Genomic DNA, 26,057 nt, shown 5'->3' on the forward strand with positions numbered 1-26,057 from the left:
TTAACCTCTTGCTCTTTCCAAAAGGGTCATCATCAATAATGAAAGGATTACTAAACTTTCTTCCTCATCATCAATGTCAATTAATCTGTCCAGCTGAAACCTTCTTCCAAAAAATGAAGGCATTTTCTTCAATTTAAAATAGGCTTTCCCATCCATACCTGTTACGGTGTAAGACGGATTAAGGAAATAACCGGTAAACATTCCGATAATAGGAAGTTCGCCAACAAAGCTATCCCAGAATCTTACCCATGCACTGTCTTCCTGCACTTTAAATTTGGGCTGATCATTAGCATCCAGAACATCATAACTTGCTTTCCATATAGAACGCATTCCTTTTCTTGCCAGTCTGCCGAAGTTTTTATTGTCAATAAGGTCATTTAAAGAATAAGAAGCATTGAAATCAATCCATTTATTAGCTCTGATTCTGAACAGTTCCTTAGACTTAGTCTCGTCATTGAAAACAACAACATCTTCTTTCAGTTTAAACATTTTCTGACGTACGTACGCTACATAATTTCCATTTTTGTCAGTAATGTTGAAGTCACTTGCTAATGTAGTGATTTTGAATTTGAAATCCAGTGGATAATTTAAGTTATTAAGTACCATGTTAGTGTATTTTTTTCATATTAGGCCGCAAATATAGAGGTTTTTTTAGAGTTATAAGGTATGGGGAGAGTTATGTTTTGATGTATAATGTAAAAAGAGTATATGTTAGAGTGCGGAAATTGAGAGTTGAGAATCAAGAGCCAAGAATCAAGAGCCAAGAGTCAAGAATAAAGACCTCAGATGTAAATAAAAAGAATTTTTGAATATCAAATATTAATTATACATTATACATTATACATTATACATTATACATTTTAAAAAATAATCTACAGCAAAGGATATTGGCTATTCTCTGATCTTTCTATTCCATTTTCTACCCCGCGGAACCTGAATTTAGTCATCTATAATTCATAATTATTACGGATAAATTATCACCTTTCCTCAACTATAATCCTTATTTTTGTAACTATGGATTACCCAAGTAAAGTGCTGGCAAAGGCGGTTGATGAGATTTCCGGTTTACCCGGGATCGGCAGAAAGACAGCCTTAAGATTGGCATTACATTTATTGAAGCAGCCGAACTCAAGAGCCGTGAGCCTTGGGAATTCGCTGATTAATCTTGTTAATGAAATTAAGTACTGCAAGGAGTGTCACAATTTTTCTGACTTTGATATCTGTGAGATTTGCAGCAATGAAAAGAGAAACAGCGAATTGATCTGCATTGTTGAAGATGTAAGAGACGTGATAGCCATTGAAAATACGGGAAAATATACAGGAAAGTATCTGATTCTGGGAGGAAAAATTTCTCCAATGGAAGGAGTAGGTCCCAACCAGCTGAATATTCCAAGTATTGAAAGAAAATTAAATGAAGCTAAGGTTAAGGAATTTATTTTTGCCCTGAGTGCCACCATGGAAGGAGATACCACTGCTTATTATATTTACAAAAAATTCAAAAGTTTTAATGTGAGTTTTTCAAGTATTGCAAGAGGAATTTCAGTAGGAGATGAATTGGAATATGCCGATGAAATTTCATTGGGGAGATCTATTATCAACAGGTTGCCGTACAACGAAAAGGATTAATATGAAGCTGTCTGTTATTATTGTTAATTACAATGTTACCCAATTACTCAGAAGCTGTCTTTTGTCTATTCAAAAGTATATAAAAGACGTAGATTTTGAGGTTATTGTTATGGATAATGCTTCTAAAGACACCTCCTGGAAAGACCTTATTCCGGATTTTCCAATGGTCAGTTTTATTTCCTCAGAGATTAACGGAGGATTCTCCAAAGCAAATAATCAGGCGATCAATGTAGCGAAAGGAGAATATGTCTTGCTTCTGAATCCTGATACAGAACTGGAAGGCTTTTATATGAGAGAGCTGCTGGATTTTGCAGATTCTAAATCTGATTTCGGATGCCTTGGGGTGCGCATGCATGATGCTCAGGGCGATTTTCTGCCTGAAAGTAAACGTTCGGTACCGGATATGTTCAATTCTTTCGAAAAACTGTTTGTTAATTTTAAGAAAAATAATTCAAAATCCTATTACAGAAGCGATATTGAGGAGTATGCCGTTGCGGAAGTGGAAGTCATAACGGGTGCCTTTTTATTGATTAAGAGGGAAGTGTACCAAAAGATTGGCGGACTGGATGAGGCTTACTTTATGTATGGGGAGGATATAGACCTTTGCTATACATTGTTGAGAAATAAGTATGTAAACTATTATTACGGAAAGGCTTCAATCCTTCATCATAAAGGTGAAAGTACCATTAAAGATGATGTATATCTGAAAAGGTTTTATGGTGCCATGCAGATTTTCATAGATAAATATTATAAAGAAGAAAAACCTGTACAGTATTCATTCTTAAAAGCAGGATTGAAACTCCGGCACCAGATTGAAAAGATCAAGCTAAAATAAAAAAGCAACTCAAATTGAGTTGCTTTTGTTTTATCTAAAGTAATTACTTTCTTATTTAGCCGGGGTTACAGGAGCCTGAACCGGAGCTGTCGTTGTTGTAGAAGAAGCTGGAGCTGATTGCTTAGCCGGAGCTTCCTTTTTTACAGGTTGTTGTGCGGGAGCCACTTGTGACGGTTTGCCGGTAATCACAACACTTAAAAGAATAAGAACAATGATTGTTCCGCCTAGAGTCCATGTAGCTTTTTCCATGAAATCATTGGTTCTTTGTACTCCGAACTGTGCAGATGATGCACCTCCGAATGTACTGGAAAGGCCTCCTCCTTTAGGATTTTGAGCCATAACAACAATCACCAATAAAACACTGGCAATCATAATAAGAACCATCAATAGTGTAAATATAGTATCCATTAATTCTGATATCTTTTTGAATGGGCAAATTTAACCTTTTTTTACTGAACAACAAAAAAAGATGGCAGTAAATATGAGTCAAGTGCAAAAGTTTAGAGATCAGACCATGTTTTTAAGCTTAAAATTTAGGATTGAAAGAAGGAACAGGGAAGTTATCATACATTTTATGCTGTTTTAGAAGCGCTTGATTATTATTCTCTTTTGAATATAGATTCAGGTAAAAATAAAAACGGCAGCAAAGCCGCCGCCGTTTTATTGATACATTTATATTGATACGTTAAAAATTCTATTTAAAATCAGAATCCTTTGCCTGATTAAGTACATAGGACTGTACAGTCATATTGATTTCCATTCCTCCCATATTCTGGATAATTGTAAATGGGAATTTTACTCCTGAAACATCTTTATAGTCTGCAAAACTGGTTGGGATAGCACCCCCTTCTCCCATTTTTATTTCTCCTGTTTTTAAGCCTGTTTTTACACTGTAATAATAGGTTTGTTTGGCTCCTTTTATAACGTAGGAATCTTCATTGTTATATTTTTCAATTCCTGCTAATTTAAAATCAGAGGATTTTGCAAAAGTCAGTTCCGGAAAAAGCTCCGGTTCTGTCATGGTAGCTTTCTGTTTGTCATTTAAAGGAGTTTTTTGTCCCTGTGTTTCTGCATATCCGTCTTTACCGTCAAAAACAATTTTCTGAATGGTATTGCCCATCATTTTCATGTCCATAGCCATTTTTCCGCCCTTGGCCTGGATAAGCTTCATGCTCATGTCCATTCCCTGAAGCTTGGTAGTGGCATCAGCTGTAATGGAAGTTACTTTCTGAACTGCTGCCAAACCTCCGATTGCATTGATGTATTTATCTGCTACAGAAGCAATAGTCACACTGGTATCTACTTTTTGTGCCGCAGGTTTTGCTACAGGGTTCGCTTCTTTATCGAAGTATTTTACAGGATAGCCTAATTTTTCAAGCCCTTCAGAAATATCCGATGCTTTACCGGCAATGAAAATTCTGCTTTGGTTGGGAAGAATTGTTGTTTTTACAGCATTGGAAACATCTGCAACGGTTACTTTATCAATAGATTTTAAATAATTGGTATAAAAATCTGAAGGAAGGTTCTGAACTTTTTGGTTTACGGCAAATCTTGCAATTGTTTCAGGCTTTTCCAGAGACAAGATGAATGAGCCTTTCAGCTTTGCTTTGGCATTTTCCAGTTCTTCAGGCTTTACGGTAGAAATGGCATTAAGCTCATTCATTAATTCTTTTACAGCTTTATCTGTCACCTCATTTCTTACGCTGGTTTCAGCTGAAAATTCCGGAGAATATTTGCTGGCAGTCATGCTGGAGTAAGCTCCATAGGTAAACCCGTTTTTCTCTCTAAGGTTCATGAAAAGCCTGGCCTCACCACCACCACCTAAAATATAGTTGGCTATGGTAGCAGGGAAGTAATTAGGATCTTTCATTTTAAGACTGTTCAGGTTGCTTACCGATAGTACAGACTGTACTGCGGAAGGAACATCCACCACATTTACTTCTGTTTTGGAAAGGTTGGAAGCCGGCTCTAAGGCTGCAAATTGAGTATTCGATTTTTTCCAGTTTCCAAAAGCCTTTTCAATCAAAGGTTTCACCTGATCAAATTTTACATCTCCTACAATCACTAAATACGCATTATCCGGAGTGTAATATTTGTTGTAAATATTTTGTACATCTGCAAGCTGGATCTTGTTGATAGATTCTACCGTTTCAAACTCTCCTCTTGAAGTATTTTTTCCATACGTCAGTGCGTTGGATACTTTTGCTGCAATAGAAGATGCGTTTTTTTCATCAGCTTTTAAGCCTTCAATAATTCTCTCCTTTGCATTTTGAATTTCCTGGGCAGAGAATTTTGGATTAACAATTGCATCAGCCATAAGTCCCAATACTTCCGGAAAATATTTTGAAAGCGAGTTGGAAGCTGCTCCCGTAGAGCTAAAGTTGATATTAGCACCCAGAAAGTCCACTTTTTTGTTAAACTCATCCTTACTTAGATTCGTGGTTCCATTGTCAAGCTGCTCTGCCATAAGTTGGCTTACACCAGCTATATTTCCTTCATAATAAGGAGGCCTGTCCATAGAGAGAGTTGTATTAACTCTTGGGAGTTTGTTGTTTTCAACCACCATTACGGTAAGCCCGTTGCTTAGCTGGAAGGTTTTTGGTTGGGCAATGTTGATGGCAGGGGTAGGCCCTGGTTTTGGCATTGCATTAATATCAATTTTTTGTGCAGAAAGCATTCCTGCAAATAAAAATGCCGCTGCTATATAGGTAAATTGCTTTTTCATGGGTAAATTATTTTTTCTCAGGAACGTAGTTGATAATGATTCTTTGATTGGAATTCAGATATTTTTTAGCTGCATTTTGAAGATCTTGTTTGCTGATAGATCTGTAAATGTCTATTTCCTTATTGATAAGATTGGTATTTCCCATCAATACATGATTGGTAGCTAAAGATGCAGCTATTCCCTGAATGCTTGAGTTCTGGTTGACAAACTGATTTTCAAACTGGTTCTGAAGCTTTTGATAATCTTCATCAGAAATTAAAGTCGTCTGAAGCTTTTTAATCTCTGCATCAATATCAGCCTGTAAAGTCTGTTTGGTAGTCTGCCCCATCGGAATAGCAAAGAATGCGAAAATACTGTAATCTTCAAGTCCCTGGTTAAAAGCAGCTACCTGAAGAGCTTTTTTATCCTGATCTACTAATTTTTTGTATAAAACAGATGATTTTCCACTGCTTAAATAAGAAGAAAGCATATCTAATACATAAGCATCTTTTTCTTTGTTGGCCGGTGTTCTGTATGCAAAAACATAGGCCGGAAGCTGGATGTTGGGATCAGTTGCTGTCACTTCTTTTTCCTGAGTGATAGGAGCATCTTTAGGGAAATCTTTTGGATAAAGAGTTCCTTTGGGAATACCTCCGTAATATTCCTGAATCCATTTTTTTGTTTGTTCAGGTTTGATATCTCCCGCCACCACTAATGTAGCATTGTTGGGAACATAGTATTTTTTATAAAATGCCTGGAATTCTTCAAGCTTTGCCGCATTAAGATCATCCATAGAACCAATGGTAGGCCAGTTGTATGGGTGATTGGTAAAAAGATTCTTCTGAATAGTCGGGAAAAGATTTCCATAGGGCTGGTTATCCATTCTCATTCTTTTTTCCTCTTTTACCACCTCTCTCTGGGTATCTACTCCAATTTGATTGATCACTGAAGCACGCATTCTTTCTGATTCCATCCAAAGACCTAGCTGTTCGTTGTTGGAAGGGAAGGTTTCGTAGTAATACGTTCTGTCGTTGGTTGTATTGGCATTGTTCTGTCCTCCGTTTGAAGAAACGATCTTAAACCATTCACCTCTTTTGATGTTGGGAGTTCCTTCAAATAAAAGGTGTTCAAAGAAGTGTGCAAAACCGGTTCTGCCCTTCACTTCATCCTTTGCTCCCACGTGATACATAACCCCTGTAGTAACTACCGGCGCAGAATTATCCTGGTGAAGAATTACATGAAGACCGTTCGGAAGATCATACTCTTCGAATTTGATTTGCTGAGCATTCAGTATCATTCCGAAGAAAGCTACGGCAGCAGCAGAGAGAAATCGCTTTTTCATAAAGTTAGAAATTGTTTTATCAATTAGTAGGAAAAGTGAATTAAATGTTACAGAAGGAGGGGTAAAAGTGAAAAAGTATAAGTAAATTATGCATAGTTAATTCGTTTACCTTGATTACTGATGTGCAGTGCTGTCTCAGATCTCAGATCTCAGATCTCTGCGTCTCAAGTCTCTTAGTCTCTTAATCTCAAAATCTCTTGTCTCAAGGCCTCTTATCTCTACTCCGGATCTTATAATTTCTAACTTCTCTAATCAAAGTTTGAATTCTCCTCCGAATACATTAATTTTGTACTCCCAAATTTTTTTTGCAGTATGGATTACCTGAAAGGACTCAATGAATCACAATATGAAGCCGTTACCTCTTTACAAGGCCCTCTGATGGTGCTTGCGGGAGCCGGTTCCGGGAAAACACGTGTACTTACTATGCGTATTGCCCATTTAATTAATAATGGAGTGGACCCTTTCAATATCCTGGCTCTTACCTTTACCAACAAAGCGGCACGCGAGATGAAAGACCGTATTGCAAAGGTGGTGGGAGACAGTAATGCAAGAAGCCTTTGGATGGGAACTTTTCACTCGGTTTTTGCAAGAATTTTAAGAATAGAGGCGCATTACCTTGGTTACCCTTCCAACTTCACTATTTATGATCAGCAGGATGCTTTGAACGTCATCAAAAAGGTTTTGAAGGATATGAATATCGATGCTGATCTTTATAAACCTAAGAAAGTTCAGGCAAGAATCTCTACCTATAAAAATAACCTGATTACGGTAAAAGCCTATTTCAATAATCCAGAACTGATGGAAGCGGATGAAAAGGCCAATATGAAATTTATCGGACAGATCTATCAGAGATATGTGGATGCATGCTATAGAAACGGAGCTATGGATTTTGATGATCTGCTTTTAAAAACCAATGAATTATTAACCCGTTTTCCGGAGATTCTTGCGAAATATCAGGATAGATTCAGATATATTTTGGTAGATGAGTACCAGGATACCAACCATTCTCAGTATCTTATTGTAAAAGCACTGGCTTCAAAATTTGAGAATATCTGTGTGGTGGGAGATGATGCTCAGTCTATTTATTCTTTCCGTGGTGCCAATATTTACAATATCCTAAACTTTAAAAAAGATTATCCGGATGCAGTAACGGTTTCTCTGGAACAGAATTACCGTTCAACCCAAACGATTGTAAATGCTGCCAATGTAGTGATTGCAAAAAACCTTCAGCAGTTTAAGAAAAATGTTTTCAGTGATAATGAAGAAGGGGATAAGATCAAAATTTATCGCTCACTTTCTGACGCTGATGAAGCCAATTTTGTGGCCGGAAATATTTGGGAACTTCGGAACCGTGACCAGAGAAAATACAGCGATTTTGCTATTTTATACAGAACAAACTCCCAGACAAGAGCATTTGAAGATGCTTTGAGACGTAAAAATATTCCTTATAAAGTATATGGTGGTCTTTCTTTCTACCAAAGGAAAGAAGTGAAAGACCTTATCGGATACCTGCGTCTTTTGGTCAATGAAAATGACTCTGAAGCGCTGATGAGAATTATCAATTATCCGGCAAGAGGTATAGGGGAAACAACACAGAATAAACTGATTGTCTTTGCAGATGCTCAAAATGTTTCTGTTTCAAAAGTATTGGATAACCTTCCGATGTATGCTCCTCAACTGGGGTTAAATAACGGTGTTTTAAACAAGCTGAATGACTTTTGGTCTATGATCAAAGCATTTCAGGTGTTATTGAAAACTGAAACTGCTTATAGTGTAGCTATGGAAGTAGCGAAGCGAAGCGGCTTAATTAAATTCTTAAAAGATGATCAGACTCCGGAAGGAATTTCCAGGGTAGAAAACGTTCAGGAATTAATGAACTCAATGCAGGGATTCATTGAAGAGCAGATGCAGCTTGAGGATGGAGACCCAAGTCTTCCTAATTTCCTTGAAAATATTGCTCTTTCTGCAGATACACAGGATAAAAACCTGGGTGATGATATGGTTTCTTTAATGACCATTCATCTTTCAAAAGGACTTGAGTTCCCGGTAGTTCATCTGGTGGGGCTTGAAGAAAACCTTTTCCCAAGCTTTATGAGTTCTGCCACCCGCGAGGATCTGGAAGAAGAGAGACGACTATTTTATGTAGCGCTGACAAGAGCTGAAAAACAGGTGTTTTTCTCTTATGCGGTTTCCCGTTTTCAATGGGGTAAAATTACAGATGCAGAGCCTTCGAGGTTTTTGAGTGAGATAGATGAAGAATTTATCGAGTTCATTAATCCGGCGATGGAAAAAAGATTTATTAATAATTCCGGGGTGAGATCCAATATTTTTGATGAACACCCTTCAGAGCAAAAGACTTTCAAAAAAGTTGAGAAAAAGACAATTGCCAAAGGAGATCAGTCACAGCCGGAGCCGGAAGTAAGAAAGCTGAAACCTGTAAGTACCGCTAAAATTATCAATCCGAGTGGGGCTTCTTCTCAGGATATTGAAGTAGGAGATAAAGTGAGACATGACCGTTTCGGAATCGGACAGGTGACTTTCTTAGATGGAACAGATCCTCAGAATATCAAGGCCAAAGTTGTTTTCATCCATGAAGGAGAGAAAAACCTGATTCTGAAATATGCTAAACTGACTAAGATTTAGAAGTCATAGTAATATCGATACAGAAAAACAGATTCAATTTTGAGTCTGTTTTTTTGTTGTTAATACAAGACTTTATTCAGTAGAAATGGGCTTTAGCCATTTACAAAAAAAGATTTTCCAATAGGGCTTTAGCCTAAACTTAAGAATGGCAACGTACACAAGATAATTATACCGGCTTATGTTTGGACTAAAAGCCTATCCCTATCGAATGTCACTTTTTTTATTAAAATCACTTGAAATTTATCTAACTTTAATAAGGGATAGAAAGAAACGATAATTATTTTTTATAAAAACAAAGTCTATAAATTTTGTGGACTAATGAATATATTTTACATTTGCACCCTGTAAAAACATAAATGCTCAATCAAATTCTAAACTATATGAAAAATAAAAAAACTATTTTTTCTGCTTCTGTTTTATTTTTTCTGGGAACCTATGCTTATGGCCAGGAAAAAGACAGTATAAAAGTACATAAAGACACCATACAAACGAATAATGTAGAAGAGGTTGTAATTTTAGGTTCACGTGCCGGAGCAAGATCAAAGGTAGACAGCCCGGTTCCCGTGGATGTATTCAATATCAAAGAATCTTCTGCAATTCTTCCACAATCCGGAATAGGGCAGATTTTGAACGCACTGGCTCCTTCTTTTACTTCTACTATTCAAACCAATTCGGATGGGACAGATCACCTGGATCCAGCCCAGTTGAGAGGATTAGGACCGGATCAGGTATTGGTATTGGTTAATGGAAAAAGAAGACATACTTCAGCCTTAGTTAATGTAAACGGAACACCCGGAAGAGGAACAGTGGGAACAGATTTGAACGCTATTCCGGCCTTTGCCCTCAACAGAATTGAAGTTTTGAGAGATGGTGCTGCTGCCCAGTATGGCTCAGATGCTATTGCCGGAGTTATCAATCTGGAGCTTAAAAAAGATACCGGAAAGTTAACAGGTCAGTTGAGCTACGGAGGAAATTTGACTCCTACAGCCAATGACCATACCGGAAATTTTGACGGTCAGAATGTTCAGGTGGATTTGAATTACGGTAATAAAATAGGAACAAAAGGTGGTTTTTTTAATATTACCTGGTCTTCTCAGTTCAGAGAACCTACTTCAAGGGCCGGTGCAGAAAGCGGAGCTATTTATAATGCCTATAATGCCATTGAGCAGCGTGCCTTAAATAATGGGGTTAACCTTTCTTCTCTTTTTAATAATATCAATAGCACCCCGAATTCACAACAGATCATCAACTCTATTCATCAGTATGCTCAGGGGGTAAACTACTTTACTGCCGATCAGCAGGCTGCAATTCAGGGAGCATCTACCATCCAGGATATAAAAGACGGAAACGGAAATGTTATTCAGAAAGGACTTCAGTCTTTATTGAATTTTGATGTTACCGACCAGGAACTGGCTTACAGAGGACTTACAAGAAAGGATTTCAATATGCAGGTAGGACAGTCTAAGCTGAACAATCATCAGCTTTTTGTCAATATGGAAGTTCCCATCAATGATAACTGGAAAGTATATTCTTTCGGGGGATATAGCTTAAGACATGGTACTTCCGGAGGGTTTTACAGAAAACCTAACCAAAGCAGAACCTTTACAGGGCTATCTGCTAACGGTTATCTGCCTCAGATTGGAACAGATATCCAGGATATTTCACTGGCTGCAGGGATCAAAGGGAAGTGGGATGGCTGGAATATTGATTTCAGTAATACTTTCGGACAGAATTCATTTACTTATACCATTCAGAATACCGGAAATACGTCTTTACGCTTTGCATCACCCAATGAATTTAAGGCCGGAGGATTGAAGTTTTCACAAAATACCCTTAATCTGGATTTTTCAAAAAAATATGATGTCTGGGAAGGAATTAATGTTGCATTTGGAGCAGAACACCGGTATGAAAATTTTAAAATAACAGCAGGGGAGGAAGCTTCCTATGCTACATATGATACTTCAGGAAATGTATGGACGGGAAATTCTCAAAGGCCTACGGACTTCTTTGGAGCTGCGCTTCCCGGAGGCTCACAGGTATTTAGCGGATTTAAACCGGCCAATGCAGTAGATAAAAACAGACAGTCTGTAGCCGCTTATGCAGATGTGGAATTTAATTTTACCAATTGGTTATTGGTGGATGCAGCTGCGCGATATGAAAACTATTCGGATTTCGGATCTACTTTTAATTATAAACTGGCTTCAAGAATAAAGGTGGCCCCTAATTTCAATGTAAGGCTTGCCGGGTCTACAGGATTCAGAGCACCTTCTATTCACCAGATTTATTATAATGTAACCTCTACTTTATTTACAAACAATCAACTGCTGGAAGTAGGAACTTTCAGTAATGATTCGGCGGTAGCAGGATTATTGGAAATCCCGAAACTGAAACAGGAAACCTCAAAATCTGCAAGTGTCGGATTTACCTATAAAATTCCATCTGTTAGTTTAACATTTACAGCAGACGGATACTTTACGAGAATAGACAACAGAATTATTCTTACAGACCAGTTTTTAAGAGCAGATGTACCTGCCGCAGCACAAAAAGTCTATGATGAGTTAGGTATTAACGGAGCTCAGCTTTTTACCAATGCTATTGATACGGAAACCAAAGGGGTGGATGTGGTTATTTCGCATAATGTCAGATTTTCAGGATTAAAACTGGATAACAGCTTTGCAGTCAATCTTAGCCAAACTAAACAGGTAGGAGACATCCATTCATCAGGACTTCTACAGTCTCCAAAGCTTGAAAAAGTGTATTTCTCAGAAAAATCCAGAGTATATCTGGAAGAAGCCGTACCGAGAGTAAAAGCCAGTCTTTCTCATACCCTTTCATGGAAGAATGCGAGCTTCTATCTTAGAAATACGTATTTCGGAAAAGTAACGGGAGCAGATATTATTGATGCCAACGGAGACGGAATTATTGATTTTAATGAGCATCAGCAGATTGGAGACAAAATTATTACGGACCTTTCTCTGGCATATCAGTTTACCAAAAACATTGGACTGACCCTCGGCGTAAACAATTTGTTTGATATTTATCCTACTAAAAACCTTCCTGCGTCTACTAATAATGACCAGTTTATTTATTCACGTTCTACTTCTCAGTTTGGGCAGAACGGGAGATATGTTTTTACAAGACTTAATTTTAATTTTTAATGGTTATAAAATTTTGAAGGAAGACTGTTCTGAAAATGAGCAGTCTTTTTTATTATAGATTGTGGAGATTTTAACCATTGATTCAACTCAAAATCCTTTCTTGAAATCTACTAACCTGTTGAAATTAATTGAAATGCGTCAAGTTCTGTCGTAACCAGCTATTACCTTAGTTCTGTAAACCTTAAACAAATAATATTTATGATTTTTACAGAAGATTTTTTTGCTCCAGTTAGTAGTTTCCCAAATGATGATCTTATTCAGTTGGTAGACAGCAGCACCTATGAAAATGTGAATTTTAAAAAAATTACACATTGGTATGATAACACCCTGATGGATGACTCTAAAGCAGATAATGTAATCTACAGGAAAAAGGGAAATGATTATTATGTAAGAATTTATTCTCATGGAAATGAATATCTGGAAAAAGATACCATGGATGAGATGTGTAATCTGACAGATACTGAAATCCTTTTATTAAAAATGAAATTTTATAAAGGAATTAGGCTTAGTGGATACTATATTAAAGGAGATACACCTGCTCCTATTAATTATTATTTATCTGCGAGCACTGCTCCTGATAACAAAGGAAGTTTAGTGACGTCAGGAACTATTAGATTATTTCATCAATTTACTACAGAAGTTGATGTGTCCTATTTTGGAGCAAAGCAGGATAATGTGACAGATAATGCTCCAAAATTTCAGGAGGCTGCCAATCTAAAGTTGCCATTATATATACGTAATCTTAATCCAAACCCAGCTCCAAATTCAGAAACTTATTATCTGGTTAAAAGTAAGGTAAGGTTATTTAACTCTGCTACAGGTCATGGCTTTCCCAAGTTAAAAGTAACTGATGAGATCAATGCTTTTGCTCCAAATCCTGATGAATATTTCAGATACAGTATATTTTATGTTGCCAATAAAATATGTAGCGATTATATGGAGATCAGCGGTTTTCATCTTGATGGCGCATGGAATGGTGTACATGAGGGGAGCCAGCAACAGGCTCCTATTGTGGTTGTATCATCCAATAATGTAAAGATATTCAATAATACAATTGAAAATGCTCTTGGAGATTGCATTCAGATATATTGGCATACAATAGACGGTGTACAGCCACTGCAACTTTATTGTAAAAATATCCAGGTTTACGATAATGTATTGCTTAATCCCCTCAGAGCTAATGTAGCAGTAATTTCCGGTGTAGATATTAATATTGAACGCAATCATATGGAAAAAGCAAAGAATTTTGTTGCTGCTATTGACCTGGAAATGGATAAATGGGAAGATCCTGGACAGCTAATGCGAAATATCTTTGTAGATAAAAACTATGTATATGCCCCGGCTTGTGACAATGCTATATCCTGTTTAGGAGTTCTGGATGGCTTAAAAGGTATAAGCATTACAAATAATGTATTGATATGTTCTGAAGCTAATGGTCGTGCTATTAACCTGGAGGCTGGATATGGGCTGATTGAGGATGTTTATTGCTTTAATAACAAGGTGAAATGCTTACTGGCTTTAAGACTTACCGGAGAAAAAAGAGTAAAGAATGTAACTCTTCAAAAAACGTCTCCTGTGGAAAAAGACGGACAATATGTTTTAGCAAATATAGGCTGGTCAGATGATGTGAAAATAATAAACAATTATTCCAAGATTGATAAAATATACCACGAAAATATTATGTGTGGAGGTAAGGATACCAGAAATGTTCTTATCGAAGGTAATACGCTGGAAAGTGTTCAGTACAGAAATATATGTCTGGTTTCACAAAATGAGAATGTGATCATTCAGAATAATGTGTTGAAATTTAAGTATCATTCTATTGATACTGATCCGTTTGTGGATGATCCGTCTACGGCTACTCCATATTGTAATAATGTAAGGATATCAACCAATATATTTAACTCAACAGATTCGCTTCAGGTCGCTTTCCGTGCAGCAATACCCAATATTAAAGGATTTGATTTTGGCAATGATAATATTTTAAATAATGTAGTCGGTAATGTTTCCAACCAGGAACTGGTTACAATCAACGGCAGCCATACGACTGCTACAAGAAAATATCATGGATTTTTGGGAGATGTAAAATATAATACAGATACTCAGCAATTTGAAGTGTTTCGGGGTCTTAATAATTGGGGACTTATCTAAAGAGCTAAGTGCTTGATCAAAAGATGCACTCTCTTCTTTTCAGGAGCCTGTTTACATAGCTAAACAGGCTCTTTGTTATGTTTTGAAATTCCGGTTTGTTTACGGAATTATTTCCATGTTTTTAATTCATAAGCTGCTTCCCAGAAATGATATTCCATTCTGGAGGCGGTTATAAAAGCTTCTGTCATTTTTTTTCGTGTTTCCTCAGTGGTTTTTTCTGCTATTATATCACAAATGGAAATAGCCTGGTCTACGGCAGCAGAAAATTCTTCTCCGGAATAGGTGGCAATCCATTGTTCATAAGGATTATTGACGGTAGTATGGTTTTGATAAATATAATTTCCAACCTCTCTATAAATCCAGAAACAAGGAAGTACAGCGGCAATGGCAATTTCTACAGATTCTAAAGCTGCAGTGCTTCTCAGAAAATGGATGTAATGATGGCAGGCAGGCTGTAAGACACCTTTATCTGTAAGTCCGAAATCTTTAAAATAAGATTCGTGCAGTGCATTTTCCACTACAATAGCATTTTCAGCAAACCGCATATAAGCAAGAACATCCTGGAGATCCGGGATTTTTGCAGCAATCAGGGAAAGGGTCCTGCCGAAATGTTCAAGGTATAATGAATCCTGAGCCATATAAAAACGGAACTTTTCCTGAGGTAAGGAACCTTCTGACAATTCTTTGATAAAGGGCATGCTAAGAATAGACTGGTAATATTCTGCTATTGTCTGCCAGGTTTGTTCAGACCATTTCATTTTTGATGAGTTTTTGAGGATTAAAAAAGTGATTAAGAGGACCGTTTCCATGTCCTGTCTGTACATCTATGCCATTTTTTATAGCCTCATAAACATACTTCTGGCCTAAAGAAACAGAATCATATAAGCTTTTTCCCTGAGCCAGATAAGCAGCTATGGCAGAAGAAAGCGTACAGCCGGAACCATGGGTATTATTGGTATTGAGCTTCAGCGTTTCAAAACTGTGGTATTGCCAATGTTCATCATAAAGTAAGGAAGTAATGGATGAGGTTTCCTGATGGCCACCTTTGAGAAGTATGCTCTTACAGCCTAATTGTTTTATTTTTTCACCTGCAGCGTATAAATCTTCCAGCGTTTCGACTTTCATGCCGGCTAAAATTGCTGCTTCATCCATATTGGGGGTAACGAGGTCAGCAATAGGAAATAGTTCTTCTGTGATCGCTGTGATGGTTTTCTCCTCAATAAGCCTGTGGCCGCTGGTAGCAACCATCACCGGGTCAAATACAATGGGGATTCTTTTATACTGTGATAATGTAGAAACAATAGTCTCAACCAATTGTGGAGTATGAACCATCCCTATTTTAATGGCATCGGGAAAAATATCATCCAGAATCGCTTTGATCTGATCGGCTACTGCTTCCACAGGAACAGGATATATGGTCCTTACTCCCTGCGTGTTTTGTACAGGCAGGGCCGTTAATACTGAGGTGGAAAAGCATCCTAAAGCAGAAGCTGTTTTGATATCTGCCTGAATACCTGCGCCACCACTTCCGTCAAAACCTGCAATGGTCAATACGGATGGGTATTTGTATTTTTTCATTTTAAAATTTCATTTTTTAATTCATATGCTGCCTTTTGAGGATCTGCAGCACCACATATTGCGGAAACTACTGCAAGGCAGTCTGCTCCCGCGTTGAGAACTTCCTTTGCATTTCCAAGATGTATACTGCCTATGGCGACCAGAGGTTTTTCTGTAAGCTGCCGGATTTTTGCAACACCTTCAAGACCCCATTCTGTAACGGTATCTGTTTTGGTATTTGTTTTAAATACAGGGCTTATACCAAGATAATCAGAAACCAACGTCTGTTTATTTTCAAGCTGAGCCAGGTGTTCAATAGAATATCCAATGATTTTATTTTGGATAGAAGGCTGTTGTCTTAAAAAGGTGGGGGCAGTATCATTGTTCCCAACATGAATACCTGCTGAATTTACTTTTTCAGCAACTTCTAAATGATCATTAATAATAAGGGGAATACCATACTTTTCTGTAATTTCGATAAGCTTTCCGGCTTTTTGAAGAAACAGGGCGGTACTGTCGTTTTTTTCTCTGAGCTGGATAATGTCCACTCCGCCCAGAATGGCTTGTTCGGCAACTTCCAGAAAGTTTTTTCCAATGCAATCGGCTTCAGAAATCACCAGATACAGCTGATAGGGAAAAGGATGCAGGCTCATTTTTGTTCTATCTTTAGGTTTTGGATGAATTCTTCTTCTGTCATATTGTACAGTTTATCAATCAGATTGACCTGGAGACTTCCGGGACCTTTACTTTGCTGAGCAGCCAGTTCTCCGGCAATGCCTATTACTGCCATTGCTGCAGCAACACCAAGTGTTTTATCTTCCACACTGCCTATAAACGCACCTGTTAATGCTGTAGCAGAACACCCAAGACCTGTTACTTTAGTCATAAGTGGATGCCCGTTTTTAATAAAAAAACTTTGTTGCGGACCTATAATAATATCCGTCTCACCGGAAACACAGACTATTGAATGGCAGCGCTGCATCAGTATTTGGGCAGCATGAACCGCTTCATTACTTTGTGCAGTACTGTCTGCCCCTTTAGTAACAGTGGTATTAGCTTGGGCCAGTGCAATAATCTCTGAAGCATTTCCTCTGATAACAGTAGGCTGAAATTGTAAGAGTTGTTGTAAAACCTGATCACGGAAAGAGTTTGCTCCCGCACCTACAGGGTCCAAAACCCAGGGTTTATCTGCTGAATGCGCTGTTTCAGCGGCCAGAAGCATAGACTCTGACCAGTATTCATCTAAAGTGCCTATATTGATCACCACCGAATGGGCAATACCAATCATTTCTTTGATTTCAGATCGGGCATGTGCCATAATGGGAGAGGCTCCAACAGCCAAAAGGGCATTGGCTGTATTGTTCATGACTACATAATTGGTGATGTTGTGAACCAGGGGAGATTTTTGTTTTACAAGCTGAACTTGCTGCCAAAGTATTTTTTCCATTGTTATCATTAAAATAAAAATAGCTTTAGGAAAAATCCAAAACAAAAACCACATGAGTAGATCAAGTAATTTTGCTTTTCCCTACGTCGGTGTAAGCCGTATCAGGTTCAAAGGGACTCTCTCAATTCTTTTTCAGAATACCCCTAAAGCAAAACAAATGTATAAAAATTATCACACCGGGCAAAAAACCTTCCCCGTAATTTTATCTTTCCACAAGTTCCTTTACCTGTTCTCCATAAAAATCCGTTTTCGTTGTATTGATTTTTAAGAGCTCATACCATTTTATAAAAGCTCCGATAAAAACAATAAGCATCAGTACCATAGCTGTTACCGCTAAAGCAGCCAATAAATACTGTTCTTTTGGAATATAAATGGTAGCAACCTGAATATAGCCGGCCCAGAAAGTAATTCCGGCCATAAAAACACCGGGAATAGCCGAGCATAAAGCATATTTTCCTCTGTTCATCCTGATCAGCATAGTGGTGCAGACAATCAATCCGCAGGCGGCAAGTAATTGATTGCTGATTCCGAATAGTGGCCAGATACTGCTTACATTTCCTGTGTATACCAGATATCCCCATGCAAAAGTGAAAAGAAGACTGCTGATGATAATTCCGGGAACCCAGTTTTTATCATTGAATTTTGGAATCACAGAACCCAGCATTTCCTGTAAAAAGAAACGCCCTACTCTTGTTCCGGCATCAATGGCTGTCAGGATAAATACGGCTTCAAACATAATGGCAAAATTATACCAGTATGCGGTTAATTGGTCCATATAAGGGATCTTATTGAATATGTGAGCCATTCCTACGGCAAGTGATACGGCCCCGCCGGTTCTGCCATGAAGATCAATACCAATCTTTTGAGAATAATAATCAATATCTATTCCATGTAAGGCAGGATGTGCTGCAAGAAAAGCATCATATGATTCTTTTGGGGTGTTGATGGCAAAATAATCTCCCGGCATTAATGTACATGCAGCAATGAGAGCCATTAAGGCCACAAAGCCTTCTACAAGCATGGCACCATAGCCTACAAAGAGAATTTCCCTTTCTTTATTAAGCATCTTGGGAGTTGTTCCCGTAGCAATTACGGCATGAAACCCCGAAATAGCACCACAGGCAATCACAATAAAAATAAATGGAAGTACGGGACCGCCAATGACAGGGCCTCCTCCATTTACAAAGGCGGTAAGTGCCGGCATCTGTACTGTAGGATGAATGACAATGACTCCTATAGCCAGCATAATGATTGTTCCTATTTTTAAATACGTAGAAAGATAATCGCGGGGAACCAATAATAACCAGACAGGCAATACAGAAGCTAAAAAACCATATAAAGGAATAGCTATGGAGATGGTTTTGATATCCCACGAAAATAAATTATTCATAGTGGGATTCTGCATCAGGCTGTGTCCACCAATAATTCCGGCAATTAAAAGAATACCGCCTAAAATACTGGCAAAAAGAACGCTGTTCTTTTTATAACGCATGATAAGCCCCATAATAACCGCAATAGGCATGGTGATGACCACTGTAAACAGAGACCAGGAAGCTTCATGCATGGCATTGATGCATGCCAGAGATAAACCTGCCAGGGTCAGGATCAATATAAATAAGATGGCAAATCCCGCTACGGTACCGGTTGCTTTACCGATTTCTTTGGATGCTATGGTAGCAAGACTTTGTCCTTTATGTCTTACAGAAGCGAATAATACCACCATATCATGTACACCACCTCCCAATACACAGCCAATTAAGATCCATAAGGCACCGGGCAAATAGCCAAACTGTGCAGCCAGAACAGGGCCTACCAGAGGGCCTGCAGCAGCAATAGCCGCAAAGTGATGCCCGAAAAGCACATTTTTATTCGTAGCGACATAATCTTTTCCGTCTGCAAACTCAACAGCCGGGGTCGTATGCTGGTCATTAAGACGAAGCACTTTGTTGGCGATAAAGATGCCATAAACACGGTAAGCTATAGCAAAAATTAGAACTGATGCAAATATGAGCGTAAGCGCATTGATATTGTTCAGGAAATTCATATCATTTTGTTTTTTTTAGTGAATAATTAAATCTGAATCCTATTTTATTATTAATAATTCAAATATCAGCCAAGTTAATTATTTTAAGTATAAAAAGTAATGATATGTATACTAATTTAGCAAATTTACTGTTTTGTAATTTTTTATTTAATTTATAGTTTTGATTATCAGTCCTTATGTATCTAAATTGCTTGCTTCGTAGATATATTATTTTTTCTGTGAAATAATGAAATCTACCATCTGATCTGTCATCTTATCAAGGGCGGATTTATTTGTAGTGGAAAAACTGTGAACGCCATTATCAATGATAATTAAGGATGTTTCTACTTTTGCCCTTTTGAGTTTTCTATATAACTTTTTAGACTGGCTCAGAGGGACGATTTTATCTTTATTTCCCTGAACGATTAAGGTAGGAACACCGTTTTCAGCATAAGTGACAGGAGAAATAGTTTTTAAATAATCTATGGCTCTATCCTGATCTTTTTTAATATCATATCCTGAAAGACCTTTTACCAGATTTTGCTGCAGACTGACAATTTTTTTTGAAATCCTTCCAATCATGGAAACCGGAATAACTCCCAGCCTGGTATGAAAAAGTTTGTTCAGATCAGCAGGACCATAATGATCTACAACATAATTTACCTTGGCTGAATAGGATGAAAGATCCGGGCTTCCTAAAAAAGTGTTATCCGGAGTATAAGCAGCGAGAAGAGAAAGGTGTGCTCCCGCTGAAGCGCCAAATAGGCCAATATTATGGGTGTCAAAATTATATTCTTCTGCATTCTTTCTTACCCATCTTATGGCATCTTTGGTATCATCCAGTGGAAGAGGAAAATGAGTGCTTTCATTCAGCAGTGTATAATTGATACTGATAACAGCATATTGCTTTGCCATCAGTTTTACAATCGTATTTTCCAGATAATTGTCAGTATAGACAACTTTATCACCTTCAATCCATCCACCTCCGTGAGCGTAGATTAATACCGGAAGCTTATCAATAGATGCATTCTTTGGAGTATAAAGGTCCAAAGTCACAGGTGTTCCCTTTTTACCGGTTTTGTAAACTATATTCTCGGAAACTGTGGCTATTTCAGGAAGTAGGGTGCTTTTTATCCGTGCAGCCTTGGTTGGGACTTGTGAAAATGACTGTGAAAAAATTAAAGGAGAAGAACTTAAAAGCAAAACAAAAAACAGGTTCGTAAAAAACCTGTAAATTGATATGTTATTCGTTAATTTCATAGTAAAATTTTTTGAAGAAGTGTTATTTTACTAACTCCTCAAAAAGTTTACCAAAGGTAGTATTCAGATCTTTTGATTTTCCGGGATGAGGTCTTGAAGTTTGAACAACAGCACTTCGTACAGCCGTTAGCCAGCGAAAGCGTTCGGGGATATCAAGCATAGCAATAGGACCTCCTTCTTTATTTCCTTCAGCAATTTTCTGAAAGCTTTCAAGGTTCTGAATGATATCCTCATAATCCAGTTTACTGTGCATCAGCTTAAACTTATCAGGGCACAAATGGAATGCTACGCGGATAAATTTTTCTTTTTTTGAAAACATGACGAGCCCAATATTGAAAAATTCCTCTCTTTCAACTTTCGGTACTAAGCGTATTACCGCATATTCATATATTTTATCCTCTTGCATTTTTGGCTTCGTTTACAAAGATTTGAGAATTTTCTAATCTGGTTTTCATAAACTGAAAATAGATCTCACGGATTTCATCGGGTGTTTCATCAGCGTCATTCCAATGTAACCAGTCTTCAGGGATTGCGTTGACAATTTCTCTGAAAAGGCTGTCATTTAATATGCTGTGAGCAAACTGGTCAGCTTCATCCAGTTTTTTTGCTTTCGGAAGCAATACATGGTCTTTCACATATTTGAATGGTGTTTTTGCTGCTGTATCGAAATTCTGCCATGAATGGTGGAAATAGAATGAGGCTCCGTTGTCAATTATCCAGAGTTCTTTATTCCACATCAGCATGTTGGTATTTTTAAAAGTACGGTCAATATTGGTAATAAAAGCATCCAGCCAAACAATTTTTGAAGCCAGAAGAGGGTCTACAGATACTCCCGGATCATAGGTAATAGATCCTGAAAGATAATGCAGTCCCAGATTTAGGCCTTCAGAAAATTTGAGCAGATCCTGGATCTCTTCATCAGCTTCTGTTCTGCCAAAGTCTGCATCAAGATTTACAAAAACGAGCTCAGGGATTTTGAGCCCTAAAGCTTCCGTAATTTTGCCTCCCAACAATTCAGAAATCAGCATCTTAACTCCATGGCCTGCGCCCCGGAATTTTAAAACATATTTGAAATCATCATCAGCTTCTGCCAGAGCAGGTAGTGAACCTCCTTCTCTTAGTGGCAGAATGTAACGCGTGACGGTTACCGTTCTTAAATCCTGCATGCCGCAAAAATAAGGTTATTTTTTAATAGTTTTTTTCATAATTTCGATTAAAATTAATTGTCTTACTGTATGGATCTTACTATCAAAAAGAATATACATTTGGAAAATACTGAAACAAGAAGTTTTCTTGCGGATGCTTTTTACATAAATGCCGAAAAGAAACTTCCGTTAGTGATATTTGTTCATGGCTATAAAGGCTATAAGGATTGGGGAGCATGGGATCTAATGGCTGAAAAGTTTGCTAAAGCTGGCTTTTTCTTTGTAAAATTCAACTTTTCTCACAATGGAACAACAGTTGAGGATCCCCATAATTTTGCCGATCTGGAGGCATTTGGAAATAATAATTACTCCAAGGAACTTTCCGATCTTGGTGTGGTAATTGATCATTTTATCAAAGAGCCCCAGGTGGATGCTCAGAAAATAATTCTGATTGGACACAGCAGAGGAGGCGGAATTTCTATTATTAAAACATTTGAAGATGAAAGGATCAATGGACTTATTACCCTGGCCAGTGTAGATACTCTGGAACGTTTTCCTAACGGTGAAGCATTAGAGAGCTGGAAGCAGCAAGGAGTTTATTATGTATTGAATGGACGTACAAAGCAGGAAATGCCTCATTATTACCAGTTTTATGAAGATTTTGAGCAAAATGTACTTCGTTTTGATGTGGAAAGAGCCACAGAAATGGCTAAAGCTCATATGTTGATTATTCATGGCACTCAGGATGAAGCCATAGAGGTAAAACAGGCAGAGCATCTTCACCTGCTCCATCCGAATTCTGAACTGTTTCTTATGGAAAACGCCAATCATACCTTCGGAGCTAAAGAACCCTGGACAGAGAATGGCTTGCCAAAAGATCTGAATACTGCAGTGGAAAAATGTATTGAATTTATAAAAGAAAAAATGTAATACGCTCAATATCATAAATAATATATCATAAATCCCGTTATGATACTAACCACCATATAAATTAATTATGAAAAAACTTATTGCAGGCGCCTTCGCCTTATCATTATTGACAGCAGCTGTTTCTTGTAAAAAAGAAACTAAAACAGAATCTTCAGTAAGCAGAGATACTTTAGCGACCGTAATGCCTAAAGATTCTACAGGAGTTCCAAAGACAGACTCAGTAGCTGTACCTTCACAGGCTACTACTCCTACGGACAATATTATTACTAAAAATGTTGGTAAATATCCACATGATATTAAACTATTTGAAGACAAAAACCTGACCGAAAGATTGAAAAAAGTTGTAGGACCTCAATACGATGAAATGGTAAAATTCTTTAATGTGGAAAGCCCTATTGTTTCAGAGAACGGAATCTATAAACTGAACGGTTGTAAGCAACATGACTGTCCGGGATATTCTACCTCCATCTATTATGATGCAAAAAATGATAACCTGAATGTGGCGATTGATAAAAACGGAAAAGTAAGCGATTTTGCCGAAAAAGGAAAAATAACGGTTTCAGAAACATTGAAAGCAAAATAAAGAGAAGAAGAATCTTCTTTTCTCTAAATAAGAAAGCCTGAAATCTCAGGCTTTCTTTATTTTATCGTTAGTAATATCCAGGCTTCTTCCACCTTACTTTTCAATAATAGCTTCTGTGCTTCCTCATGAATATTTTCATCTGCATGAAAGTCTCCTGCGGGCAATATTTCTACATTGGCAAGCATTCCGAGGTCATTTCCTGTGAAAACCTTACTGTATTTAACAGGCTCAGGCAGCTGATCAAAGCCGATACCCTTTGTGACAAGAGGTTTTGGTACTTCAAAAAGACTGTTTTCATTGCTTCGGGAATACCAGTTGCCTCCCAGGCGGGCTACCATATCGAGTTTTTTCTGATCCAGATTTCCGGCTTCGTTCAGGTACTCTTCTCTGATATGAATCTTCTGAACTTCGCATATCACAAGATTTCCAGCTCCTCCCTGATCACCCAAAGATTTTACTTCTAAAACCTTGCATTCAAAATTAACCGGACATTCTTCAATCAACTTAGGCTTTACCAAATCAGCATCTCTCATAGTGAGCCCTGATTTTATAAACTCATTGACTCCCGTTTCATATTCTGTAGAAGCTAAAGAAATCTGCTGAACAATTGGAAAGTTTACCGTTCCAATCACCACTTCCTGAACTTCAAGAACATTTTCCAGAGTATGTTTAGTCGTGTTATCACGCACTCTCCTCGATGGTGAGAAAATCAAGATCGGAGGAACAGTACTGAACATATTGAAAAAGCTGAATGGCGATAAATTGACCGTACCGTTTTTATCTACCGTAGAAGCTAATGCAATCGGGCGCGGTGACACAGCAGTCTGCATGATGGTTTGCAGCTGTACGGAGGTTATTTCAGAGGGTATTACTGTTTTCATATTTTTATTTAACCACAAAAGACACAAAAGTTTTAAGTAAAATAGCTTTAATTTTTAAAGTTTAAAAAAGCATATCATAATATTGATTCACAAAAGTTTCCTGTCCTTCATGATAGATGTTTTTTACATTAAAATTGATCAGAATGCCTTTGGGTTTCTTCATTAAGTTGATATAGTTTAGAAGTTGAGCTCGATGAATTTCGTTTAATTTTACGACTGACTTTAATTCTACCACAATTAAATCTTCAATTAGAAAATCACAAAAGAAATCACAATTAATTTCTTTTCCTTTATAGTGTACAGGAACTTTCAGTTCAGATTTGAAATTAATATTTCTTAACCTGAACTCTTCCTCCAGGTACTTATGATATACACTTTCCAGTAAACCGGCGCCTAGAATTTTGTGAACTTCTATGCAGGCGCCGTTTATCTTATAAGTCAGATCTGTTAAATATGATTGTGTAACCATAAATTCTTTTGTGACTTTTGTGGTTAAAAATTTAAAGCGTTGGGATAATTTTACCAGAAACTTCACCAAAGCCTACTCTTATACCATCTTTCTCAGCCCATGCTTTCATGGTAACGGTATCATTGTCTTCAATGAATTTTCTTTCTTCTCCGTTGCTTAATGATAAAGGATTTTGCCCTCTCCATGTCAATTCAAGCATAGAACCGAAAGATTTTGGATCGCTCCCTGAGATGGTACCACTGGCATACAGATCACCTACCTCCACGTTGCATCCGTTTACGGTGTGGTGAGCCAGCTGTTGTGTCATATTCCAGTACATGTGCTTGTAATTGCTTTCACTGATCAGGTTTTGCACCCCATTTTCAGGCTGGATATAGACTTCAAGATTAATATCATAGTTTTTGTCTCCTTCAAATTTTAAATAGTCTAAGACCTCAGGATCTTGTGTAGGAGAAGCGGTTCTGAATGGTTCTAGCGCTTCAAGGGTAACTACCCATGGTGAAATAGATGAACCGAAGTTTTTAGCAAGGAAAGGCCCTAGCGGCACATACTCCCAAGACTGGATATCTCTTGCAGACCAGTCGTTGAAAACTACCATTCCAAAAATAGCATCTTCAGCGTCTTTTGTAGAAATGCTTTCTCCCATCTCTGTATTTTTGTTGATGATGAAGGCCATTTCCAGTTCAAAATCTAATTGTTTACAAGGACCAAAAACAGGCTTTTCCACATCTGCAGGCTTCATCTGACCTTTAGGACGGTTAATATCCGTTCCGGAAATTACGATAGAAGAGGCTCTTCCATGATAACCTACCGGTAAGTGTTTCCAGTTTGGCAATAAAGCATTGGCGGGATCACGGAACATTTTTCCTACATTGGTAGCATGTTCAATGCTACTGTAGAAATCCGTATAGTTCGGAATGTGCAGTGGCATCATCATTTTCACTTTGTCAAGATCATAAAATGCTTCTTCAATGGTTTTCTGGTCTTTTGAAAGAGCAGAACCTTCCTGTAATAACGTTTGGATTTTTGTACGAACAGCATTGGTCACCGGTTTGCCCAGTTCAATAAATTCGTTGATGGTGTATGCTTCAAAAACATTGTCGTCCAATCCTTCAATATCTTCAAAATACCCAAGATCATATAAGGTTGCCAGATCAATAACCTGATCTCCAATCCTTGTACAGCATCCGATGTATTCTTTATTAAAAACTGCGACTCCGAAAGGGATATTATGTATAGAAAAATCCGAATTTGAGGAATAGTCTACAAATGATTTCATAAGTTTAGATTTAAGTTAGATTAA

Annotated in this window: 22 protein-coding genes and 1 riboswitch; of the genes, 7 read left to right on the forward strand and 15 right to left on the reverse strand. The window is 37.7% G+C overall.

The features are described from left to right. Positions 1–606: a hypothetical protein gene (locus MP477_RS18350; protein WP_230038887.1), complete on the reverse strand. Its 606-nt coding sequence runs from the start codon at positions 604–606 to the stop codon at positions 1–3. Between the two features lie 408 nt (positions 607–1,014). On the opposite strand from MP477_RS18350, the gene recR reads away from it, so the two are divergent. Together recR and MP477_RS18360 are read left to right on the forward strand one after the other, a co-directional pair. Continuing rightward, positions 1,015–1,626 (forward strand): recombination mediator RecR, encoded by a 612-nt coding sequence (gene recR / locus MP477_RS18355; protein ID WP_257191516.1) that lies wholly within the window; start codon positions 1,015–1,017, stop codon positions 1,624–1,626. Further along, positions 1,622–2,461: a glycosyltransferase family 2 protein gene (locus MP477_RS18360; protein WP_257191554.1), complete on the forward strand. Its 840-nt coding sequence runs from the start codon at positions 1,622–1,624 to the stop codon at positions 2,459–2,461. Before recR ends, MP477_RS18360 begins: the two co-directional genes overlap by 5 nt. 51 nt (positions 2,462–2,512) lie before the next feature. Here MP477_RS18360 and secG read toward each other — a convergent pair whose 3' ends face one another. The 3 genes from secG to MP477_RS18375 all read right to left on the reverse strand — a co-directional run bounded on the left by secG (position 2,513) and on the right by MP477_RS18375 (position 6,507). Beyond that, positions 2,513–2,869, reverse strand: coding sequence for a preprotein translocase subunit SecG (secG, locus tag MP477_RS18365; protein WP_230038889.1), 357 nt, complete (start codon positions 2,867–2,869; stop codon positions 2,513–2,515). A 286-nt stretch (positions 2,870–3,155) separates the two neighbouring features. Next, a complete protein-coding gene (locus tag MP477_RS18370; protein ID WP_257191517.1) occupies positions 3,156–5,186 on the reverse strand; it encodes a pitrilysin family protein in 2,031 nt (676 codons plus the stop codon). A gap of 7 nt (positions 5,187–5,193) precedes the next feature. Beyond that, complete coding sequence (locus tag MP477_RS18375; RefSeq protein WP_257191518.1) at positions 5,194–6,507, reverse strand: pitrilysin family protein; 1,314 nt, start codon at positions 6,505–6,507, stop codon at positions 5,194–5,196. A 312-nt stretch (positions 6,508–6,819) separates the two neighbouring features. Between MP477_RS18375 and MP477_RS18380 the strand changes: the two genes are divergently transcribed. From MP477_RS18380 to MP477_RS18390, 3 genes are all read left to right on the forward strand, one after another. Next, a complete protein-coding gene (locus MP477_RS18380) occupies positions 6,820–9,150 on the forward strand; it encodes an ATP-dependent helicase (RefSeq protein ID WP_230038897.1) in 2,331 nt (776 codons plus the stop codon). Positions 9,151–9,506: 356 nt separating this feature from the next. Further along, on the forward strand, positions 9,507–12,308 hold the full coding sequence (locus MP477_RS18385; RefSeq protein WP_373567437.1) for a TonB-dependent receptor plug domain-containing protein: 2,802 nt from the start codon (positions 9,507–9,509) through the stop codon (positions 12,306–12,308). Positions 12,309–12,506: 198 nt separating this feature from the next. Next, a complete protein-coding gene (locus tag MP477_RS18390) occupies positions 12,507–14,459 on the forward strand; it encodes a hypothetical protein (protein WP_257191520.1) in 1,953 nt (650 codons plus the stop codon). Between the two features lie 107 nt (positions 14,460–14,566). Here the strand turns inward: MP477_RS18390 and tenA are convergent, their stop codons facing one another. The 8 genes from tenA to MP477_RS18430 all read right to left on the reverse strand — a co-directional run bounded on the left by tenA (position 14,567) and on the right by MP477_RS18430 (position 21,912). Beyond that, complete coding sequence (gene tenA / locus MP477_RS18395) at positions 14,567–15,217, reverse strand: thiaminase II (RefSeq protein WP_257191521.1); 651 nt, start codon at positions 15,215–15,217, stop codon at positions 14,567–14,569. Next, positions 15,204–16,037: a bifunctional hydroxymethylpyrimidine kinase/phosphomethylpyrimidine kinase gene (thiD, locus tag MP477_RS18400; protein WP_257191522.1), complete on the reverse strand. Its 834-nt coding sequence runs from the start codon at positions 16,035–16,037 to the stop codon at positions 15,204–15,206. Before thiD ends, tenA begins: the two co-directional genes overlap by 14 nt. Further along, on the reverse strand, positions 16,034–16,669 hold the full coding sequence (gene thiE, locus MP477_RS18405) for a thiamine phosphate synthase (RefSeq protein WP_257191523.1): 636 nt from the start codon (positions 16,667–16,669) through the stop codon (positions 16,034–16,036). The genes thiD and thiE overlap by 4 nt, the downstream gene beginning before the upstream one ends. Then, entirely contained in the window at positions 16,666–17,463 is a 798-nt protein-coding gene (gene thiM / locus MP477_RS18410; protein WP_257191524.1) for a hydroxyethylthiazole kinase, read from the reverse strand. Before thiM ends, thiE begins: the two co-directional genes overlap by 4 nt. Positions 17,464–17,524: 61 nt before the next feature. Then, a riboswitch (TPP riboswitch) is annotated at positions 17,525–17,618 on the reverse strand. Positions 17,619–17,665: 47 nt separating this feature from the next. Next, entirely contained in the window at positions 17,666–19,507 is a 1,842-nt protein-coding gene (locus MP477_RS18415) for a carbon starvation protein A (RefSeq protein ID WP_257191525.1), read from the reverse strand. 207 nt (positions 19,508–19,714) lie between these two features. Next, the gene (locus MP477_RS18420; RefSeq protein WP_257191526.1) at positions 19,715–20,746 is read right to left on the reverse strand and encodes an alpha/beta hydrolase; all 1,032 of its coding nucleotides are present in this window, start codon (positions 20,744–20,746) and stop codon (positions 19,715–19,717) included. Between the two features lie 22 nt (positions 20,747–20,768). Beyond that, the gene (locus tag MP477_RS18425) at positions 20,769–21,152 is read right to left on the reverse strand and encodes a DUF3037 domain-containing protein (RefSeq protein ID WP_257191527.1); all 384 of its coding nucleotides are present in this window, start codon (positions 21,150–21,152) and stop codon (positions 20,769–20,771) included. Then, positions 21,139–21,912, reverse strand: coding sequence for a HipA family kinase (locus MP477_RS18430; protein WP_257191528.1), 774 nt, complete (start codon positions 21,910–21,912; stop codon positions 21,139–21,141). The genes MP477_RS18425 and MP477_RS18430 overlap by 14 nt, the downstream gene beginning before the upstream one ends. 69 nt (positions 21,913–21,981) lie before the next feature. On the opposite strand from MP477_RS18430, the gene MP477_RS18435 reads away from it, so the two are divergent. Then, positions 21,982–22,821, forward strand: a complete 840-nt coding sequence (locus tag MP477_RS18435; protein WP_257191529.1) for an alpha/beta fold hydrolase — start codon at positions 21,982–21,984, stop codon at positions 22,819–22,821. Positions 22,822–22,888: 67 nt separating this feature from the next. Then, positions 22,889–23,404, forward strand: a complete 516-nt coding sequence (locus MP477_RS18440) for a hypothetical protein (RefSeq protein WP_257191530.1) — start codon at positions 22,889–22,891, stop codon at positions 23,402–23,404. Between the two features lie 56 nt (positions 23,405–23,460). Here MP477_RS18440 and MP477_RS18445 read toward each other — a convergent pair whose 3' ends face one another. The 3 genes from MP477_RS18445 to fahA form a co-directional block, all read right to left on the reverse strand. After that, on the reverse strand, positions 23,461–24,285 hold the full coding sequence (locus MP477_RS18445; protein WP_230040980.1) for a flavin reductase family protein: 825 nt from the start codon (positions 24,283–24,285) through the stop codon (positions 23,461–23,463). Positions 24,286–24,346: 61 nt separating this feature from the next. Continuing rightward, positions 24,347–24,754, reverse strand: a complete 408-nt coding sequence (locus MP477_RS18450; protein ID WP_257191531.1) for a GxxExxY protein — start codon at positions 24,752–24,754, stop codon at positions 24,347–24,349. Between the two features lie 31 nt (positions 24,755–24,785). Further along, entirely contained in the window at positions 24,786–26,033 is a 1,248-nt protein-coding gene (fahA, locus tag MP477_RS18455; protein WP_257191532.1) for a fumarylacetoacetase, read from the reverse strand. Positions 26,034–26,057 lie beyond the last annotated feature (24 nt).

This window comes from Chryseobacterium sp. WG23, assembly GCF_024586575.1.
Taxonomy (GTDB): domain Bacteria; phylum Bacteroidota; class Bacteroidia; order Flavobacteriales; family Weeksellaceae; genus Chryseobacterium.

Excerpts from the sequence above, each read along its gene's own strand:
- MP477_RS18350 (WP_230038887.1), bottom strand. The coding sequence starts at position 606 with ATGGTACTTAATAACTTAAATTATCCACTGGATTTCAAATTCAAAATC.
- recR (WP_257191516.1), top strand. The coding sequence starts at position 1,015 with ATGGATTACCCAAGTAAAGTGCTGGCAAAGGCGGTTGATGAGATTTCC.
- secG (WP_230038889.1), bottom strand. The coding sequence starts at position 2,869 with ATGGATACTATATTTACACTATTGATGGTTCTTATTATGATTGCCAGT.
- MP477_RS18370 (WP_257191517.1), bottom strand. The coding sequence starts at position 5,186 with ATGAAAAAGCAATTTACCTATATAGCAGCGGCATTTTTATTTGCAGGA.
- MP477_RS18375 (WP_257191518.1), bottom strand. The coding sequence starts at position 6,507 with ATGAAAAAGCGATTTCTCTCTGCTGCTGCCGTAGCTTTCTTCGGAATG.
- MP477_RS18380 (WP_230038897.1), top strand. The coding sequence starts at position 6,820 with ATGGATTACCTGAAAGGACTCAATGAATCACAATATGAAGCCGTTACC.
- MP477_RS18385 (WP_373567437.1), top strand. The coding sequence starts at position 9,507 with ATGCTCAATCAAATTCTAAACTATATGAAAAATAAAAAAACTATTTTT.
- MP477_RS18390 (WP_257191520.1), top strand. The coding sequence starts at position 12,507 with ATGATTTTTACAGAAGATTTTTTTGCTCCAGTTAGTAGTTTCCCAAAT.
- tenA (WP_257191521.1), bottom strand. The coding sequence starts at position 15,217 with ATGAAATGGTCTGAACAAACCTGGCAGACAATAGCAGAATATTACCAG.
- thiD (WP_257191522.1), bottom strand. The coding sequence starts at position 16,037 with ATGAAAAAATACAAATACCCATCCGTATTGACCATTGCAGGTTTTGAC.
- thiE (WP_257191523.1), bottom strand. The coding sequence starts at position 16,669 with ATGAGCCTGCATCCTTTTCCCTATCAGCTGTATCTGGTGATTTCTGAA.
- thiM (WP_257191524.1), bottom strand. The coding sequence starts at position 17,463 with ATGGAAAAAATACTTTGGCAGCAAGTTCAGCTTGTAAAACAAAAATCT.
- MP477_RS18415 (WP_257191525.1), bottom strand. The coding sequence starts at position 19,507 with ATGAATTTCCTGAACAATATCAATGCGCTTACGCTCATATTTGCATCA.
- MP477_RS18420 (WP_257191526.1), bottom strand. The coding sequence starts at position 20,746 with ATGAAATTAACGAATAACATATCAATTTACAGGTTTTTTACGAACCTG.
- MP477_RS18425 (WP_257191527.1), bottom strand. The coding sequence starts at position 21,152 with ATGCAAGAGGATAAAATATATGAATATGCGGTAATACGCTTAGTACCG.
- MP477_RS18430 (WP_257191528.1), bottom strand. The coding sequence starts at position 21,912 with ATGCAGGATTTAAGAACGGTAACCGTCACGCGTTACATTCTGCCACTA.
- MP477_RS18435 (WP_257191529.1), top strand. The coding sequence starts at position 21,982 with ATGGATCTTACTATCAAAAAGAATATACATTTGGAAAATACTGAAACA.
- MP477_RS18440 (WP_257191530.1), top strand. The coding sequence starts at position 22,889 with ATGAAAAAACTTATTGCAGGCGCCTTCGCCTTATCATTATTGACAGCA.
- MP477_RS18445 (WP_230040980.1), bottom strand. The coding sequence starts at position 24,285 with ATGAAAACAGTAATACCCTCTGAAATAACCTCCGTACAGCTGCAAACC.
- MP477_RS18450 (WP_257191531.1), bottom strand. The coding sequence starts at position 24,754 with ATGGTTACACAATCATATTTAACAGATCTGACTTATAAGATAAACGGC.
- fahA (WP_257191532.1), bottom strand. The coding sequence starts at position 26,033 with ATGAAATCATTTGTAGACTATTCCTCAAATTCGGATTTTTCTATACAT.